Consider the following 19,107-nt stretch of genomic DNA (forward strand, 5'->3'; position numbering starts at 1 on the left):
TTGAGAACACCATCGTTGATATCATGCAGTATTCTCCGCGCACGCGGAGGTAGTTCCACGCCCCCGAATCCTTCTGTCCCGGTTTTTGCGGTATTCTCCGCGCACGCGGAGGTAGTTCCGCCACACGTAGTGCGGCACCCCATTAATATCAGTATTCTCCGCGCACGCGGAGGTAGTTCCGGGTTTTCGCGTTTAGATGGTCTAGCGTGGCGGTATTCTCCGCGCACGCGGAGGTAGTTCCTATTGGAACAGTTGTTCGAGCGGTCGGAGGTGGTATTCTCCGCGCACGCGGAGGTAGTTCCACGTCCGGTAGTTGGCCGGAAACGCCTTTGAAGTATTCTCCGCGCACGCGGAGGTAGTTCCAGCGGCTAGATCATCGCCTAGCATGGCTCGATGTATTCTCCGCGCACGCGGAGGTAGTTCCAAGCACTCCGCTACAACCACGGCCCCGTAAACGTATTCTCCGCGCACGCGGAGGTAGTTCCAGCCTACCAGCGCTACCCCTCACACCCGCCGAGTATTCTCCGCGCACGCGGAGGTAGTTCCTCTTCCATTTGGAGGTAGGTGTGGAGTCCGAGGTATTCTCCGCGCACGCGGAGGTAGTTCCGATATGGTAACGGAGATTCAAGTCACCCGTGAGTATTCTCCGCGCACGCGGAGGTAGTTCCTTGTTCATGAGGTCGCGTACATGCTCCTCATCGTATTCTCCGCGCACGCGGAGGTAGTTCCATGGCTCATGGAATCGCCAAAAGCCGCTGAGCGTATTCTCCGCGCACGCGGAGGTAGTTCCAACTGCTGTTTTGGCCTGGTGCAAAAGCCCACGTATTCTCCGCGCACGCGGAGGTAGTTCCAACTGCTGTTTTGGCCTGGTGCAAAAGCCCACGTATTCTCCGCGCACGCGGAGGTAGTTCCCCTTGTTGGTGGGGTTTGCGCAGGCTCAGATCGTATTCTCCGCGCACGCGGAGGTAGTTCCCACCGCATCGAACTCATCGCCGCCCCGGTGCCGTATTCTCCGCGCACGCGGAGGTAGTTCCACCACCCATGACGGCGGCCCGATTGAGGGCTTGTATTCTCCGCGCACGCGGAGGTAGTTCCACCCTCAAAGGTTGGTTTAACACCACGGTGGAGTATTCTCCGCGCACGCGGAGGTAGTTCCAGGGCACCGTGGTCGAACGCGAATTTGTTGAGGTATTCTCCGCGCACGCGGAGGTAGTTCCCAGGGTGCGGGGGTCAGCAGTCACCTCTGCGGGTATTCTCCGCGCACGCGGAGGTAGTTCCCGGATAATGAACGCGAAGCCGACGAATGGGCCGGTATTCTCCGCGCACGCGGAGGTAGTTCCAAAAACGTCACAAAAATCTGCGGTTGTGCACAGTATTCTCCGCGCACGCGGAGGTGGTTCCATGCGAGGCCCGGGGTTTATGCCCCGGGTTTTGTATTCTCCGCGCACGCGGAGGTGGTTCCCTATGCTTGTATGATGAGTTCATTTGGATTGTGTATTCTCCGCGCACGCGGAGGTAGTTCCGTATCGTTGTTTGAAAGCGGCATAGTATTGGGGTATTCTCCGCGCACGCGGAGGTAGTTCCGTGAAAGAGTTCCGCAAATCCCTCTACGGTGAGTATTCTCCGCGCACGCGGAGGTAGTTCCCTTGATGAGAAACTCCGCGCCAGTTTCGAGGAGTATTCTCCGCGCACGCGGAGGTAGTTCCGATGAGCTCTTTGCTCGCGCATATGCCCAATGGTATTCTCCGCGCACGCGGAGGTAGTTCCACCTGGACGGCATATGTCAGCCGGGGCCAAGCGTATTCTCCGCGTGTGCGGAGGTAGTTCCAAATCCGTGAATATCAACGACCTAATGCGCTAGTATTCTCCACATATACGAAGATAGTCTTCATAGTGATCTCAGGGATCTAAAAAATACCTTAACGAGGCCCTATCACCCTACCACGAGAACCCCCGAGAAAGGAGAAAACACCATGAAAGTGCGACCTATGTATATAGCAGCGATTGTCACATACAGCGCCGCAGTTGCTACCACCCTTTGCAGCAAGAACATTCCTATCATCACACCTGTACTGCTCGCCATCGACACTGTAATCCTCGGATACCTCACCTGTACTGGCCGTTGGCGCTGCTAGTTACTCGCCCCATTAGCCTCGACCAACGGGATATATCTATTGCTCTTTCACAAAAGACCCCATAATGATCGGCATCACCCCCATCATGGTATCTCAGGTTATCATTCTCCCAACGTGAAGCTTATTCAGCCGCTGGGAAAAACTCATCTACACCAACATGCAAAAAACAGAAAGAATGTGTTATCTAGCTTGGTCTCCCTTAATTTACAGAGTCCAGTCATGTGTGTGGGAGGACGCCGAATAAGCTTCCCTATTTCCCCGCAACTAAATAAGCTTCATATAGCAAAAATCCCCAGCCGCCTTCGTCGAAAAGCAAGCTGGGGCGTGACTATGCGCTTCAGAAGATTTCAGAGACTTCCGTCAACCATTGGTTGCGGTCTTTCACGACGGGAACCGTTGTGGTGGTGTAGCCATAATCATCCAACGCATAAAAACGCAGAATCTTCTTGGGTTCTTCCCCACCTACGGTAGGGATGCGCGCGAGAGTGTCGTCCGGACCCGCGCCTAGGTAGAAGGGGAACGATGGCGCAAAGGCTTTCCGGCCCAGGTACGTCACAAAATGGGGCTGCTGCAGTTTTTCGGCCAAAAGCTCTTGGTGTTCCCGTGAACCGGCCTTAATCTGCACAATGAATTCACCGTCAGCGATATAGGTTCGTTCCGTGATAGCGGTGAGGCCCTGCCCATCAGGCGTGCTATTAAGCAGCTTCTTTGTTGGTCGCTGTCCCATAGCAAGAAGGAGCCTGGATCGGAATTCCTCTTCCGTGTCCCGCGGATTGATGGTGTGAAAATCATCAACCAGCGTCCCACGATTGTCCTCCCGGATTTGGAAATGCAGCTGGGTGAGCCATTCGGGGTATTCTCCCCGACCATAGCCGCAAGCACCCGCCAACAATCCCACAAGTCCAGAACGAGTAGGTCGTGGTTCCGTTCGAACAAAATTGCCAGTGATTGCTGGCCCCGCCCATGATTGCAACGGGCCAGCAAGACGAATATACAGTGCTTCTGTCATTGCTTAATCCAGGCGACCACAGCGTCAATGAGCTCATCTTTGGAGCCGTGTTCAGCATCTTTGAAAAGGTTTTGGACTTCTGCTGCCGTACCAGCAACAAATTCCACCCCATCAAAATTGCCCCGGTCAAAAGCCCGTGCAGCGGTATACTGCCGATCCAGTTCCTCCAATGTTGGCTTCAAATACCCGCCTTCTTTCCGGTCTGGCTGGACCGGTGCTTCGAAATCATAGGCGCTACGGTAGCGTTGCTCTTCAGCCAGAACCAGGGCAGGCTGCACGAAAGGCGCCGTGGAATGCTGTTTACCTCGGGGAAGCCCATAGATGATAGCGTCGACAAGCAATCGTAGGCTTTCATCGCTATCGGGGGAATCAAAACCGGTCCAGGACCTCCGCAACTGTTGTTTATCAATAGTCACGGTGCGATAGAACACCCCGGTCGTGTACTGGGCCACGCCAAGATAGGTTGCGCCAGTATCACGATTGGCTTCTTTAATATCATCAATGGTGGAGAAATAGTCCGTAGCGATAGCAACCGCATGCGTGGTGACCGCGGGCGAAACACTCAGCGCCGCCTCCGTACCCTTTTGCGGCGCGGCAGCAAACATGCGACCGAAAGAAGCAATGGCGAGGGAGCCTGTTTTGTAGTCTTGCAGGAAATCACCGTCAGCATCTTCTAGAATTTGTGCTGCTGCTGTCTCCAACTCTTCACTACTCAACCAAATGGACCGATCGGATTCTTTACCCTTCTCTGGATCGGATTCCTTTGCCTTGGTGAGCTTACCAAGTAGGGTTTTAGCTTTCTTGCGCAACGCTTTTTCATCAGCATCGGGATTAATAGCAAGCGCCCGATCCACCACATCAGCATCCAACTGTCCGGAACGCACAGATGTTACCAGCGAATTCGCCTCGTATTTCGTGCGGATCCCCTTTTTGATAGATTGCGAGCTCAGTAACGCCGCTAAATACCCACCACGACGAACGTGCTTGGGCGTGCCGGTGTCATCACGGTTCAGATTGGAGTAGGGAACCGAGGCAATAATATGCAGGGTTAGATGGTGGGACATGAGTTTCCTCCTTTAATTGGTAGTGACGGGGTTCGATGCGCCGTAGAAATCTCGCAAGATTTGCAGGCGACGGTTCAGGGAATCATTGTTGTAGCCATTCCCCCAGTACCAAAAGGTTTTAAACAATTGAATAAAATCAACTCTTTGGGTAAAGCTATTACTCTGGGCGTACTGCAGAATCCGCCGGATTGTAGTGATGGCTTCCTCTACGTCCTGGGTATGCAAATACTCCAGGCGAGAAGCGATCATGCCATCCACCGAATCATCATCACCGATCTTCCGAGCAAGATGATTTGCCCAGACGCCAAACCGCAACGGCGACGCATCATCCGAATCAGCACCTAGATCAGCATATTCCGCAATCATGGCGGCGCAGCGCAACGCAACCATACGCTCCCGTGGCGAAGCATTACCAAGATCTGGCAACACATAGGGATAAGCCCGATATTCCGTGGTGATGGACATTCCAGAGCGAAGCGCAGCTATTTCCCTTATCGCCTGGGAATCCCGCGATTCCTGTTTCCGCTTTGCCTGACGAATAATGTGTTGCACGAAGTGATAAATATTGAGCTCTGACATTACTGACCTTTCTTATCCTTGAGTAGTGCATAAAGGAAGCGTATTGTCCGCTCTTTGACATTGATATTTCGCTTAGGATTCTGTAGCAAATACGGATCAATAACTGCATCAAGTGCGGCAATGGTGGCGGCTACCCCTTTTTCATACAGCTCCACCACATTAAAATCCGCCGCTTGTGCGGTACTAATCACTTCCTCGTACACGGGAGTGATACGGCGCCAAAACTCCGCTTCCATCATGGGTCGGAGATCTGCGAGATCATCAAAGGTGGGATGGTCCTTATCGCTTTGCCTGCGAAATGGTGCGCAAACCCGCTGTTTGAGGGTATCGATAAACTCCGCCTGGCCAATGATCCTGGCCTGCACCTCTGGATCCTGGTCAAGACACCACAGCGATGATGCAGTATTGGTGGTCACCGATTCCCGAATAACCGGCGTCGAGGCGTTACCGCCAATCTGATGCCGCGCAAATAACAGCTTGTCATGCTTAAAATTAGGGGCTGCTACCCGCCCCGCCATGAGGCTATCAAGCTTGGAAATAGTCCCCTCCCGAGCCCATTCCACAGCGAGCTGAATGAGATCCTTGCTGAGATCCAATCGCTTTGCCTTGGGATCATTCGTTTTGGAATCCCGTATGTACAGGTAGAAAGGGTCTTCCGTATCCCGCTGCTTAAACCAGGCTTTATAAGACTCCTTAGCATCCTTATCGCCATAGGGGCTCCACACTTTAGAGAATGATCCCAAATATTGTGGGGGTACCCCGCCGACCCCCACGCCGACTAGCTCTCTGCCCTCCCAATAACCGCTCACACCATTAGGCATCCAAGAAGCCTGCCACAACGGATGCATGCCGGTATCAGTTTTCGACTGCTCCCCCATTGGATCTGCCCAGGCAGGCATGCCGGATCCAGCCACCCAAGTTGCTGGAATGGAACATAGCAGACTATCCCACAAATTTTTCGACTGCACCATCACTTCGGTCGCAGTATTTCCGGCACCAAGAAATCGGATTCCCGGGGAACCATTCTGGCATTTACGGTTCTCAAACTTATTATTTCCAGCCGAAGAATACATGCTGAAAATCAGTATTTGCCGCATGGCCTCCTCGGCCGAAAGGGTTACAGGCTTGTGTTTATCACGATCCCAATAGGCCTGCGAATTATCCCCCGGAGCCGTGGGCGATAGCTTAGAGGTAGGCTGTTTTCCCCTGCCAACCACCCCTTTTGAATCCGGGATTTGGAAAAAATTCTGTTTACCGCCATAAAGCGGCCGATCCGCTTCCAGCTCCGCCAAAGTTTCCACAATAAGCCCATCCGGCAACGGCTTCTTTCTATGTTTCCGGTGAAGAGAATCATCCTTCTGCAGCATACGGGCACCAATATGCGAAAGAAGCCGAATAATCGACATGAATTCCATGCCGGAAACATCAAGGTTTAGTCGGAAATCTGGGTCAGTTGCATGCTTGAGAACCTCTTCAACCGTCATATCGACAGGCTCATCTCGTAAAAAAGTCCTAATAAATTTTACCTCCGTGAGCGGCATAGGACCCATGGACAACTCCTCAATACCAAAAATTAAATAATTCTATCCTTAACGTTAACCGTCTGATACACTGCTAGTCAAGAGAAAATTGCACAGAGGTATTTACCCCCGTTGACATCATTTCTTTCCAAGCCCCAGTGCGAGATAAGGAGATGCATCTCACATGTCATTTATGACTTATTTGACCAAGTTTCCGGTCCATGTTGCCCTAGCGCGAAAACCGGAAAAGACCCAACGGTGGCGAGTGGATGATCCCGAGTTTCGGCACCGGGCAGTGATGGGACTATTCCCGGATTTTGAGGATAATCAAGCGCGCTCCAGAAATAATATTCTCTTCCGATATGAATTCATACCAGGTCAAGCACCATATTTCCTGGTGCAATCGGATTGCGATGTGGTCGCACCAGACTTGGAAGGGGTGATAGAAACGAAACAGGTGGAATACCCTTCGTACGAAAATGGAACTCCCATAATCTTCCGGCTAGCACTGAATACGGTTACCCGACGCACCATCGAAACGAACGGTAGAAAACGAGAAGTTATCACCCCTGTTGCACTACAGCCGCTCGATGCGGAAACCGGATTAAATCCGGCAGAAAAGCATGTAGCATATAAACTATCCACAGCATTGCAAGGGATAGAATTCCTCAATCATAATAGGCAAGTATTACAAGTCCCTAAGGTTTCCAGGGCTCTGCAAATTGATACTTTCGATTGCATGGGGGTAGTGACCAACAGCCAAGCATTGGAACACATCATGCATGCCGGCATAGGCCGCGCAAAAGCCTATGGTTGCGGACTCCTCACCGCGAGAAGGGCCGCATAATGTCGCCGCTGGGTGTGGATATGAATGTGGTGTGGGCCAAAGAGCGAGGGCTCGAAACACCCTACCCACTGCTAGGGCACCTATTAGACACCAGCGCAGTTATGGGTGAGCTGTATCATCGCTGGTTGCGTCCGGGGTTACGCTCCCTGCTTATCGACGAGCTAGGGGAACACGTCGACAAGCTCTTAATGCTCGTGGCGGGCCTGCATGACATTGGGAAAGCCAATCCACATTTCCAGCAACAAAACAAGCAACAGGGGGAGACTTTTACGGCGATTCGGGAAAACCTCCGGCGGCACGGACTTACGGTGAGCCCGGATTACATGAGCTATTTCTCGGAAACACGAGCTATGCGACGGCATGAGAATCATTCCGCAATCATCCTGGATGAAGATATCGAAACCGATATGGATGCAGCGGATTCTTGGCTAGCGCTGGCGTTGGTGGGGCATCACGGAAAATTTGCCGCGTTTAATCCCACGAGAGCAACCGATCTCAAGATCACTAAGATCAAACAAATTTTCGACACTACCCCGTGGGGTAAGATTCATAAAGCCCTCATAGCGCAGGTGGAACTCGGGGTAGGGATGAGTCGAGATGAACTCCCCGATCACGTCTCCCCCACCGTGACAGTGCTCATCTCTGGCCTTGTCGTGCTGGCCGACCGCATCGCCTCACAATTGGACTGGACGCAAACCGCGCAACGCGAGATGGACGAGGGGATCATTAGCCTGGCGGACCCGAAACAGTGGGTGACGCATCGGGCGGCGGAGTCGGTGGAGATCATCAAGAAAACCGTGGGACTTTACCAGAATTGGTCCACGCGGGAGGCCGCACGCGCAGACATTCTCGACGGCTTCCCGCCCCGCTTTGCGCAGGCAGCGGCGCTGGAGCAGGGTGACGGGCTGTGGAACGTCATGGCGGCCACGGGTTCCGGCAAGACCGAGGCGGCGCTGCTGCGCCACGCTACCCGGAACGAGCGCCTGATTTTCCTGCTCCCCACCCAGGCCACCACAAACGCCATCATGCGTCGAGTGCAGAAAGCTTTTAAGGGCACCACCAATGTCGCATCGTTGGCTCATGGTTTAGCAATCACGGAAGATTTCTATTCCCAGAACATTTCGGTGTCCGACGTGATGGTGGGAGATAATTATCAAGATAACGGCGGCCTGTTCCCCACCGAGTTTGTGAAGTCCGGGGCCTCGCGGCTCCTGGCGCCGGTCTGCGTTGGCACCGTTGACCAGGCGATTCTAGGATCGCTGCCTACCAAGTTTAATCACCTGCGGCTCCTGGCCCTCGCCAATGCTCATGTGGTCATTGACGAGGTGCACACCCTGGATGCCTACCAATCCGAGCTGCTCGAAGACTTGCTGCACTGGTGGGCGGCCACCCACACCCCCATTACTTTCCTCACCGCAACTATGCCGGCGTGGCAGCAGGAAAAATTCAAGCAGGCCTACAGCAAGCACGACAGCGACCCGGCGCGCTTCCCCAGCTTCACCACGTGGCTTCCCCGGTCGGGGGACGAGATCGACTCGGACCCGGCCACGGACGCGCCTCCCGTGGTAATACCGACGGAGCCTTACACCATTGATCTCACTGTTGATCCGGTTCCTTATGACCAGTTAGTAGACAGCCATATCCGGTGGATTCAGGCCCAACGCCAGGCGTATCCGCAGGCTCGCATCGGAATAATTTGCAACACTGTGGACCGGGCGCAGGCAATCGTGCAGGCATTCGATCATGAGAAACCGGTGTTGTTGCATTCGCGCATGACCGCCGAGCATCGGCGACGGAACGCCGAGGAACTCGAACAAAGTATCGGTAAGAATGGCGAGGCAACGACCGTGCTTGTGGTTGGGACTCAGGCGATAGAGGCGTCGCTGGATATCGACCTTGATGCGCTCCGCACCGAGCTTTGCCCGGCGGAGTCGCTCATTCAACGGGCCGGGCGGCTTTGGCGCCGCGATGATGTAGCCCGGGCGGATCGGGTGCCTGGGTTGGCGCATAAAACCATTTCCATTGCCGCCATCGATAATCCTAAGGAGTGGCAGACCAAGCCGTATTTCGCGGCGCAACTCGACCGGGTGGCCCATTGGATTGCTGCGCTTGATGAGGTTGATGGGAAGAAGCCGCTGCGCTTCCCCGACCAAATCCAGGATTTTATCAATCAATCGTCCATGGGGCTCACCGAACTGTTTACCACCCTGAACGACGACGAAGACGATAATGCGAGCGGCATGGACGAGATCGCCGAGCTTATCCACAAGATCAACGCCGGTAATAACGCTCGCATTGATTTCTCCACGGTGCTTGCCGACGATGCAACAAACACCGATTTTTTCACCATCACTCATAAAGATGAGCTCGCCGAAACCGCCACCCGACTCATCGACCGGATCACCATTCCCGCAATCCTGCACGACCCAACAGGGACGATTCCCGGCGCCTGGACGGGAAGCATTGCGGACCTCAACAGCATCAAATGGCATGATACCGAAGCCATTCGGGAGGCGCTGCGGGCGGTCGTGGAAATCCCGGACACCAGCAGCTATAAGGCGATGACCAGCGAGGCCACAGACATTACCAGTAATTCATCCATCCTATGCCGCTACAAGGTGGTAGAAAATGCCAACAGGTTCTACGATCAGCGGCTTGGGCTCATACCCATTAAGGAGAGCTGATGGCCTATTCCGAGGAAGCCCTAGCGTTTTCAACAATCCCGACAAAAGACCAGGTGCGGTTGGAGGATCGGGTTTCGTACCTTTACCTGGAGTATTGTCAGGTTCGGCAGGATCGCACGGGTGTTATTGCACGTCAACGTGGGGATTATCCCAGTGATTCCCCTAAGCGGATTCGTATCCAGCTTCCGGTGGCTGGGTTGGGGGTGTTGATGTTGGGTCCGGGAACCAGCATTAGTCAACCTGCGGCAACGTCGTGTGCCCGGGCCGGCACAGCAATTTTGTATTGTGGTGGCGGTGGGGTTCCAGCTTATAGCTTGGCGACGCCGCTCACGTCGTCGGCCCGGTGGGCAATCGCCCAGGCACGGCTGGTGGCTAATGAGGCTCACCAGCGGAAGGCCGCCGTCATTCTTTATCGGAAACAGTTGGGCATTGAGGTCATGCCTAATAATGCGTCCATAGCCACCATGCGGGGGCTTGAGGGGCGGCTTATGCGCCAAACCTATAAGCAGGTGGCTGCCCGCTATAAGGTCAAGGATTTCAAGCGCAACACCGAGTCGCCGGATCCGATCAATCAGTCTCTCAATCTGGCGAATTCTATTCTTTATGGTTGTGCAGCGGCTGCTTGTTCCGCAATTGGTGTGAATCCCGCCTTGGGGATCATTCACCGGGGTGATATTCGTTCGTTGCTTTTTGACCTGGCCGATATGTATAAGCCGGATATATCGATTCCTTTGGCGTTTAAGCATGCTCGTTCGGATAACTATGCGACACTGGTCCGTAGTGATCTGCGGAAACTTATTGTGAAGAACAAGATTCTTGAAGAGATGCTCCAGATTCTCATGACGATTTTGACCCCCTACCTTCCGGCGCGGAATGATGACCGGCTTATTGGTGGTCGTAATCGTGAGGTTGCTGGGCATACCCAGTATGCCTAGTCGCAGGTTAGGGGAATGTGATGTTTGCTGTTATTAGTTGTACGGCGATTCCCGATCATGTGCGGGGGTTTCTCACTCGGTTCTTTTCCGAGGTGTCGACTGGGTTATATGTGGGGATTGTTTCCCCAGTGGTGCTTGATAATCTTTGGGCCCGGATTGATGGGACTATCACAATGGGTTCGTTCACGTTGGTGCATAGTTGCCATGAGCGGGAGCAGGGTTTCAATATTCGGATGACGGGTCCGCAGTCGCGTCCGCTGTTTGATATGGATGGGTTGTTATTGACTTCGCGGGTTCCACAGGATGATGAGCCGGAGTTAGACGAGGAAGACACGGAGGATGCGGCGTAGCATCGGGCCCGGCGGGGTGCTTTAGGCGTCGTAAAGCGGGAAACAGAGAAACCCGCCCCACCACGGTTACCCAGGTGGGGCGGGTTATGCAGACCAGAAATTGCGGATTCTTGGCTGACTACATGTCGAATGCTTCGTCCAGCGGGACGGAGGCACCCGTGAAGTCACCATACCCATCATCACCATAGATGGCGTCACCGTAGGTGGGGATGGAGTACGCGGCATTGCGGGCAGCCTCGGTGGGCTTCACCGCAATATTGCGATACCGGGCGATGCCGGTGCCGGCCGGAATGAGCTTACCAATAATCACATTCTCTTTCAGGCCAATCAGCTTGTCGGAGCGCTTATTGATGGCTGCGTCGGTGAGCACGCGGGTGGTTTCCTGGAAGGATGCGGCCGACAGCCAGGACTCGGTGGCCAGGGATGCCTTGGTGATGCCCATGATTTCGGAGCGCAGCTCGGCGGCCCGGCCACCGGCCTTAATGGCCTCTGTGTTGGCGGCCTTAGCCTCCGCCAGGTCGACGAGGGTGCCGGGGAGGAATTCGGTAGAGCCGGATTCGATCACGGTGCCGCGGCGCAGCATTTGGCGGATGATGATTTCGATGTGCTTGTCGTGGATGGCCACGCCTTGGGCGCGGTACACTGCCTGCACTTCATCAACCAGGTGTTGTTCCACACCGCGGCGGCCCAGGATTTCCAGAACGTCGTGGGGGTCGGCGGGGCCGCGCAGGAGGCGGTCGCCGACGTTCACGTGGTCGCCTTCGGCCAGGGTGCGTTCGATCCAGGCACCCGGGTTAGAGCTCATGGGCACGCGCACGTTGGCCAGGCCTTGGCGCTTGGACAGTTTCTCGTACACCACATCGTCCGAACCATCATCGGGGCTGATGGTGAGGGTGTAGAAGTTGCCTTCGTCTTCCAGATGTACCGTGCCGGCCACCGAAGCAATGGGGGCGCGGTTCTTGGGCACGCGGGCTTCGAAGAGCTCCTGCACGCGGGGCAGGCCGCCAGTGATGTCGCCACCAACACCACCCTGGTGGAAGGTACGCATCGTCAGCTGGGTGCCAGGCTCGCCAATGGATTGGGCGGCCACAATACCCACGGCTTCGCCAATGTCGACCTGCTTGCCGGAGGCCATGGAAATGCCATAGCACTTGGCGCACACGCCGGTGGCGGTTTGGCAGGTGAGCACGGAGCGAACCCGGACCTGATCCACCCCGGCGTTGACGAGTTTGGTGACCAGTTCGTCAGTGAGGTAGTCGCCGGCTTCGGCCAACACTTCGTCGCCTTGGGTGACCGCCTTGGCAAGGGCACGGCCGGACACGGAGGTTTCGATCATGGGGTGCGGTGTATAGCCCACGACATTACCCTCAACGTCTTTGACTTCCTCGGAGATGGGAACGCGGATGCCTTGGGCGGTGCCGCAGTCTTCTTCCCGAACAATGACGTCCTGTGCCACGTCCACGAGACGACGGGTGAGGTAACCCGAGTCAGCGGTACGCAGGGCGGTGTCGGCCAGGCCCTTGCGGGAGCCGTGGGAGTTGTTGAAGTACTCCAGCACCGACAGGCCTTCCCGGAAGGAGGTTTTGATCGGCCGGGTGATGTAGTCACCCTTGGAGTTCACCACCATGCCCTTCATGCCGGCCAGCGTCCAGATTTGGCGCATGTTACCGGCAGCACCGGACTTCACAATCATGGGGATTGGGTTGTCGTCCGGGTAGAGCTCTTCCACGGCCTTACCCACCGTGTCGGTGGCATGCTTCCACAATTCGACCAGGCGTTCGTACCGGTCGCGGGTGGTGAGGGCACCCTGCTCCCAGTATTTGCGCTCGATCTCCTGGGCCTCGGCCTCGTAGGATTCGAGCATTTCTTCCTTGTTGTCCAGCACCAGCACGTCGGACATGGCGATGGTGACACCGGAGCGGGTAGCCCAGTAGAAGCCGGCGTCCTTCATCTTGTCCATGGTTTGGGCGACGGTAATCATGGGGTATTTGGCGGCGAGGTCGTTAATGACATCACCGAGCATGATTTTGTCGGTGCCGCCGCCTTTGCGCACCATGACGCCTTCAAGGTACGGGTAGTTCCAGGGCAGCAGCTCGTTGAAGAGGATGCGACCCAGGGTGGTTTCCGCCAGCCAGGTTTGGCCCTGCTCCCAGCCGTCGGGGAAGTGCTCCGCCTCGATGTCGGCGGGGGGCCGCAGGTGGGAGATGCGCACCTTGATCTTGGCTTGCAGGCCCAACACGCCGCGGTCCTTGGCCATGATGGCTTCCGCCACGGAGGAGTACACGCCGGTGGCGGGGCCGTCGGCGGTGGCGGGCCGATAGGCGCCTTGACCGCCGAATTCGTCCTCGCGCTTGTCCATGGTGAGGTAGTACAGGCCGGTCACCATGTCCAGGCGGGGCATGGCCAGCGGCTTGCCGGATGCGGGCGACAAGATGTTATTGGATGCCAGCATGAGGATGCGGGCTTCCGCCTGCGCCTCCGCGGACAGCGGCAGGTGCACGGCCATTTGGTCGCCGTCGAAGTCGGCGTTGAAGGCTTCACAGGCCAGTGGGTGCAGCTGGATGGCCTTGCCTTCGATGAGTTTCGGTTCGAAGGCTTGGATACCCAGGCGGTGCAGGGTGGGGGCACGGTTGAGCATCACCGGGTGTTCGGCAATGGCTTCTTCCAGCACATCCCACACCTCGGGGCGGTGGCGTTCCACCATGCGCTTGGCGGACTTGATGTTTTGGGCGAAGTCGTGTTCGACCAGCCGCTTCATGACAAACGGCTTGAACAGTTCCAGTGCCATGAGTTTCGGCAGGCCGCACTCGTGCAGTTTGAGCTGCGGGCCGACAATAATAACGGAACGCCCGGAGTAGTCCACGCGCTTACCCAACAGGTTTTGGCGGAACCGGCCCTGCTTGCCCTTGAGCAGGTCGGACAGGGATTTCAGGGGTCGGTTGCCCGGGCCGGTGACGGGGCGTCCCCGACGGCCGTTATCGAACAGGGCGTCGACGGATTCCTGCAGCATGCGCTTCTCGTTATTGACGATGATCTCGGGGGCGCCGAGGTCAATCATGCGCTTGAGGCGGTTATTGCGGTTAATGACGCGCCGGTACAGGTCGTTGAGGTCGGAGGTGGCAAAACGGCCACCGTCGAGTTGCACCATGGGGCGCAGCTCCGGGGGGATGACCGGAATGCAGTCGAGCACCATGCCGGCGGGATCGTTGCCGGAGCGTTGGAACGCGGCAACCACCTTGAGGCGTTTGAGGGCCCGCATTTTCTTCTGGCCCTTGCCCTCGGCAATGATGGTGCGCAGCTCTTCGGCCTCCGCATCAAGATCAAAGTTCCGAATGAGTGTTTGAATTGCTTCGGCACCCATGCCGCCGGTGAAGTAGTCCTCATAGCGGTCGACGAGTTCCTCGTAGATGGTTTCGTCGATGATCATTTGCTTGGGGGACAGTTTGACGAAGGTTTGCCAAATCTCCTCCAGGCGGTCGATTTCCCGCTCCATGCGCTCCCGAATGTGCTGCATTTCCTTGTCGGCAGCGTTTTGCACTTTACGACGCGCGTCCGCCTTGGCGCCCGCGGCCTCTAGTTCAGCCAGGTCCTCTTCCAGTTTTTGGGCCCGCTCCGCAAGCTCGGATTCCGCATCGGCCTCCACATCCTTCTTTTCCAGCAGCATTTCCGCTTCGAGGGTGGTGAGGTCATTGTGGCGGGCCTCATCATCCACACTGGTGATGATATTGGCCGCGAAATAGATGATGCGTTCGAGATCCTTGGGGGCCAGGTCCAGCAGGTAGCCCAGGCGGGACGGCACACCCTTGAAGTACCAAATGTGGGTGACCGGGGCCGCCAATTCGATATGGCCCATGCGTTCGCGGCGCACCTTGGACTTGGTGACTTCCACGCCGCAGCGTTCACAAATGATGCCCTTGTAGCGCACCCGCTTATATTTGCCGCAGGCGCACTCCCAGTCCCGGGTGGGACCGAAAATCCGTTCGCAGAATAGGCCGTCCTTTTCGGGCTTTAGGGTACGGTAGTTGATGGTCTCCGGCTTCTTAACCTCGCCCTTCGACCACCGGCGGATGTCGTCAGCGGTCGCCAGGCCGATGCGAAGCTCTTCGAAGAAGTTGACGTCGAGCACGTAGCTCCCTTTCTTAAAGAAGTGTGGTGAAATACCGTTAGGCAATGTCAGCGTCGGAACGCTCATCGCGGCTCAAGTTGATACCCATTGAGGCACCAGCCTGGTCAAAATCATCATCGTCGGAGCCCGACAGTTCCATCGGGGTGCCATCGGCGGACAAAACCTCCACGTTCAGGCACAGGGACTGCAATTCCTTGAGCAACACCTTGAACGACTCGGGAATGCCCGGGTCGGGGATGTTTTCACCCTTCACAATGGCCTCATACACCTTCACGCGGCCCACCACGTCGTCGGACTTGATGGTGAGCAGCTCTTGCAGCGTGTAGGCGGCGCCGTAGGCCTGCATGGCCCACACCTCCATTTCGCCGAAGCGCTGGCCACCGAATTGGGCCTTACCGCCCAGCGGCTGTTGAGTAATCATGGAGTACGGGCCGGTGGAGCGGGCGTGAATCTTCTCGTCCACCAGGTGGTGCAGCTTCAGAATGTACATGTAGCCGACCGACACCGGGTAGGGGAACGGCTCGCCGGAACGGCCGTCGAAAAGCTGGGCCTTACCGTCGGCGTTCACCATCACATCCCCGTCGCGGTTGGGCAGGGAATTAGCGAGCAGGCCGGCGATCTCGTCGTTCGTAGCGCCGTCGAACACCGGGGTGGCGGTCAACGAGCCGGCGGGCACATCGTACAGGTCCTCGGGCAGGGTCTCCAGCAGCTTGGCGTTGGCGGGATCATTCACGTCGACCTTCCAGCCGGCGGCCGCCAACCAACCCAGGTGAACCTCCAGCACCTGGCCGATGTTCATACGACGCGGCACACCGTGCGTATTGAGGATCACATCGACCGGGGTGCCGTCGGGCAGGAACGGCATGTCTTCCTGCGGCAGGATCTTCCCCACCACACCCTTGTTGCCGTGCCGACCGGCCAGCTTATCGCCGTCCTGGATCTTCCGTTTCTGGGCCACATACACCCGAATCATCTCGTTGACGCCCGGGCCCAGGTCGTCCTCATCCTCCCGGGAGAAGCGGCGCACCCCAATGACCTTACCGGTCTCACCGTGCGGCACCTTCATCGAGGTGTCACGCACCTCACGGGCCTTCTCGCCGAAGATGGCACGCAACAGGCGCTCCTCCGGGGTCAGCTCGGTTTCGCCCTTGGGGGTCACCTTGCCCACCAAGATATCGCCGTCGCGCACGTCGGCGCCAATGCGCACAATGCCCCGCTCGTCCAGGTCCTTGAGCACGTCCTCGGACACGTTCGGGATTTCCCGGGTGATCTCTTCGGCACCCAGCTTGGTGTCGCGCGCATCAATCTCGTGCTGCTCAATGTGGATGGAAGTCAAAATGTCCTCCTCCACCAGGCGCTGGTTCAAGATGATGGCGTCCTCGTAGTTGTGGCCCTCCCACGGCATGAATGCCACGAGCAGGTTCCGGCCCAACGCCATTTCCCCGTTGTGGGTGCCGGGGCCATCAGCCACGACTTGGCCTTCCTCCACCCGGTCGCCTTCGTCCACGAGCGGCTTCTGGTTATACGAGGTGCCCTGGTTCGTGCGTTCGAATTTGCGCAGCATGTAGGTGTCGCGCACCCCGTCATCACCCATGATGGTGATGTAGTCGGCGCACACGGTTTCGACCACGCCGGCCTTCTTGCTGATAATCAGGTCGCCCGCATCGTAGGCGGCACGCAGCTCCATGCCGGTGCCCACCAGCGGCGCCTCGGAACGCACCAGCGGCACGGCCTGGCGCTGCATGTTCGCACCCATGAGGGCACGGTTCGCGTCGTCGTGTTCCAGGAACGGAATCATGGCGGTAGCGACGGACACCATCTGCCGCGGTGACACGTCCATGTAGTTGATGTCTTTGCCATCCACCACCTGGATGTCACCCTTTTTCAGGCGCACGGTCACGCGGTCTTCGGTAATGACCCCGTTCTCGTCAAACTTGGTGTTGGCCTGGGCCACCACATAGCGGTCTTCCTCGTCGGCGGTGAGGTAATCCACCTCGTCCGTGACCACGCCGTCAACCACCTTGCGGTACGGGGTTTCGATAAAGCCGAAGGAATTCACCCGGGCATACGACGCCAGGGAACCGATCAACCCAATGTTCGGGCCTTCGGGGGTTTCGATCGGGCACATGCGGCCATAGTGGGAGGCGTGCACGTCACGCACCTCAATGCCGGCGCGTTCGCGGGACAAACCACCCGGGCCCAGGGCGGACAGGCGCCGCTTATGGGTCAGGCCGGACAGGGAGTTATTGAGGTCCATGAACTGCGACAACTGGGAGCTGCCGAAGAATTCCCGAATGGCGGCGGACACTGGCCGCACGTTAATCAGGGAAGTTGGGGTGATGGACTCCGCATCCTGGGTGGTCATGCGCTCGCGCACAACCCGTTCCATGCGGGACAGGCCCACCCGAACCTGGTTTTGAATCAGCTCGCCCACGGTACGCAACCGACGGTTACCAAAGTGGTCAATGTCGTCGGTTTCCACGGGTATGATTTCGCCGGTGGGTGAGGTCATGGAGGTCTCACCAACATGCAACCGCACCAAATACTCGATGGTGGTGGCTATGTCTTCTTCCGTGAGCGTCATCAACCCATCGTGGTCGCCGCCCAGGCCGAGTTTGCGGTTGAACTTATACCGGCCCACCTTGGCCAAATCATAGCGCTTGGGTCGGAAGAACGAGTTTTCCAACAGCGATTGCGCCAAGTCTCGGGTGGGCTGCTCGCCGGGGCGCTGCTTGCGGTAGATTTCCAGCAGCGCCTCATCCATGTTGGCCACGCCGTCGTTTTCCAGCGTGGACATCATTATTTCCGAGAAGCCGAACCGTTCGACTATCTGCTCGGTGGTCCACCCCAACGCTTTGAGCAGCACGGTCACCGGCTGGCGGCGCTTCCGGTCGATACGCACCCCCACGGTATCGCGCTTGTCTACGTCGAACTCCAGCCAGGCACCCCGCGACGGAATGACCTTCACGGAATGCAGCGGACGCTCGGTGGACTTGTCAATGGTTTGGTCGAAATACACGCCAGGGGAACGCACCAGCTGGGAAACCACCACCCGCTCGGTGCCGTTCACAATGAATGTGCCCTTGTCGGTCATCATGGGGAAATCCCCAATGAACACGGTTTGGGACTTGATTTCCTGGGTTTCGTTATTGATGAACTCGGCGGTCACATATAATGGCGCGGAGTAATTGATATCCTTGTCTTTACACTCGTCAATGGAGTTTTTCATCTCCTCAAAGCGGGGTTCCGACAACGACAAGGACATATTGCCGGAATAGTCTTGAATCGGTGAGAGTTCTTCGAGAATATCCTCTAACCCACTGGTTACTCGAACGTCTTCACCCAATTCGGCCTGACGACGGGCACGCCACTCCGGCGAACCGATCAACCAAGCAAAAGACTCCAATTGAATATCTAATAAGCCTGGGACTTCGATGGGTGATTGAATCTTCGCAAACGACTTCCGTTCGGGAGCCCCAGGGATAGTGGCCTTGGTCTGGCGGGAGACTGCCAAGATGGGTCCTTCCAGCACCTCACGCGGATGGTGACCCCGCAATATTGGCCACCAAAACCGCTGGTAAATGAGCAATTTGGTCTGCAAGGGAATCCCTAAACCTCAAGCGCCAGTAAATAGCACTGAATGACCTTGTCAAATTGGGTTTTTTGCTACCCGGTTGAACAAGGTCGTGACATGAAAGGCTTAGAAGATTCCAGCGCAAAGAACCATGATATACACTTTTTCTACTTTTGTAAAGCACATCTGTCAATACTGCTCAGATGCTGCCGAAATGTGCCGATCGCTCGCGCCGAAATCACTCTGTTTGTGCCAATATTATATTAAAAATTGCTCTGACTATC

10 protein-coding genes and 1 CRISPR repeat array (1 of these 11 cut by a window edge) are annotated in these 19,107 nt (G+C 56.5%); of the genes, 4 read left to right on the forward strand and 6 right to left on the reverse strand.

Annotated elements, in window-relative coordinates:
* A CRISPR array of direct repeats spans positions 1-1,828; the repeat unit is 29 nt; unit sequence GTATTCTCCGCGCACGCGGAGGTAGTTCC (it extends 1,177 nt beyond the left edge of the window).
* A 644-nt stretch (positions 1,829-2,472) separates the two neighbouring features.
* From cas5e to HBA49_RS10425, 4 genes are read right to left on the reverse strand one after another with little or no spacing between them, the layout of a single operon-like run.
* Positions 2,473-3,144, reverse strand: coding sequence for a type I-E CRISPR-associated protein Cas5/CasD (gene cas5e / locus HBA49_RS10410; protein ID WP_005524251.1), 672 nt, complete (start codon positions 3,142-3,144; stop codon positions 2,473-2,475).
* Entirely contained in the window at positions 3,141-4,208 is a 1,068-nt protein-coding gene (locus tag HBA49_RS10415) for a type I-E CRISPR-associated protein Cas7/Cse4/CasC (protein WP_005524116.1), read from the reverse strand. Before HBA49_RS10415 ends, cas5e begins: the two co-directional genes overlap by 4 nt.
* A 12-nt stretch (positions 4,209-4,220) precedes the next feature.
* Positions 4,221-4,787 (reverse strand): type I-E CRISPR-associated protein Cse2/CasB, encoded by a 567-nt coding sequence (locus tag HBA49_RS10420; RefSeq protein WP_005524431.1) that lies wholly within the window; start codon positions 4,785-4,787, stop codon positions 4,221-4,223.
* Positions 4,787-6,337, reverse strand: a complete 1,551-nt coding sequence (locus tag HBA49_RS10425) for a type I-E CRISPR-associated protein Cse1/CasA (RefSeq protein WP_005524646.1) — start codon at positions 6,335-6,337, stop codon at positions 4,787-4,789. Before HBA49_RS10425 ends, HBA49_RS10420 begins: the two co-directional genes overlap by 1 nt.
* A gap of 154 nt (positions 6,338-6,491) precedes the next feature.
* Between HBA49_RS10425 and cas6e the strand changes: the two genes are divergently transcribed.
* From cas6e to cas2e, 4 genes are read left to right on the forward strand one after another with little or no spacing between them, the layout of a single operon-like run.
* Positions 6,492-7,154 carry a type I-E CRISPR-associated protein Cas6/Cse3/CasE gene (gene cas6e / locus HBA49_RS10430; protein WP_005524691.1) on the forward strand — a complete coding sequence of 221 codons (663 nt, stop codon included), beginning with the start codon at positions 6,492-6,494 and terminating at the stop codon, positions 7,152-7,154.
* Positions 7,154-9,838: a CRISPR-associated helicase/endonuclease Cas3 gene (locus HBA49_RS10435; RefSeq protein WP_005523909.1), complete on the forward strand. Its 2,685-nt coding sequence runs from the start codon at positions 7,154-7,156 to the stop codon at positions 9,836-9,838. Before cas6e ends, HBA49_RS10435 begins: the two co-directional genes overlap by 1 nt.
* Entirely contained in the window at positions 9,838-10,773 is a 936-nt protein-coding gene (gene cas1e / locus HBA49_RS10440; protein ID WP_005524098.1) for a type I-E CRISPR-associated endonuclease Cas1e, read from the forward strand. The genes HBA49_RS10435 and cas1e overlap by 1 nt, the downstream gene beginning before the upstream one ends.
* A gap of 20 nt (positions 10,774-10,793) precedes the next feature.
* The gene (cas2e, locus tag HBA49_RS10445) at positions 10,794-11,123 is read left to right on the forward strand and encodes a type I-E CRISPR-associated endoribonuclease Cas2e (protein ID WP_005524224.1); all 330 of its coding nucleotides are present in this window, start codon (positions 10,794-10,796) and stop codon (positions 11,121-11,123) included.
* A gap of 118 nt (positions 11,124-11,241) precedes the next feature.
* On the opposite strand, the gene HBA49_RS10450 is transcribed toward cas2e, so the two are convergent.
* Entirely contained in the window at positions 11,242-15,249 is a 4,008-nt protein-coding gene (locus HBA49_RS10450; protein WP_005524331.1) for a DNA-directed RNA polymerase subunit beta', read from the reverse strand.
* 37 nt (positions 15,250-15,286) lie between these two features.
* Entirely contained in the window at positions 15,287-18,781 is a 3,495-nt protein-coding gene (gene rpoB / locus HBA49_RS10455) for a DNA-directed RNA polymerase subunit beta (RefSeq protein ID WP_081455667.1), read from the reverse strand.
* Positions 18,782-19,107 lie beyond the last annotated feature (326 nt).

The sequence above is a fragment of the Corynebacterium matruchotii genome, assembly GCF_011612265.2.
Classification (GTDB): domain Bacteria; phylum Actinomycetota; class Actinomycetes; order Mycobacteriales; family Mycobacteriaceae; genus Corynebacterium; species Corynebacterium matruchotii.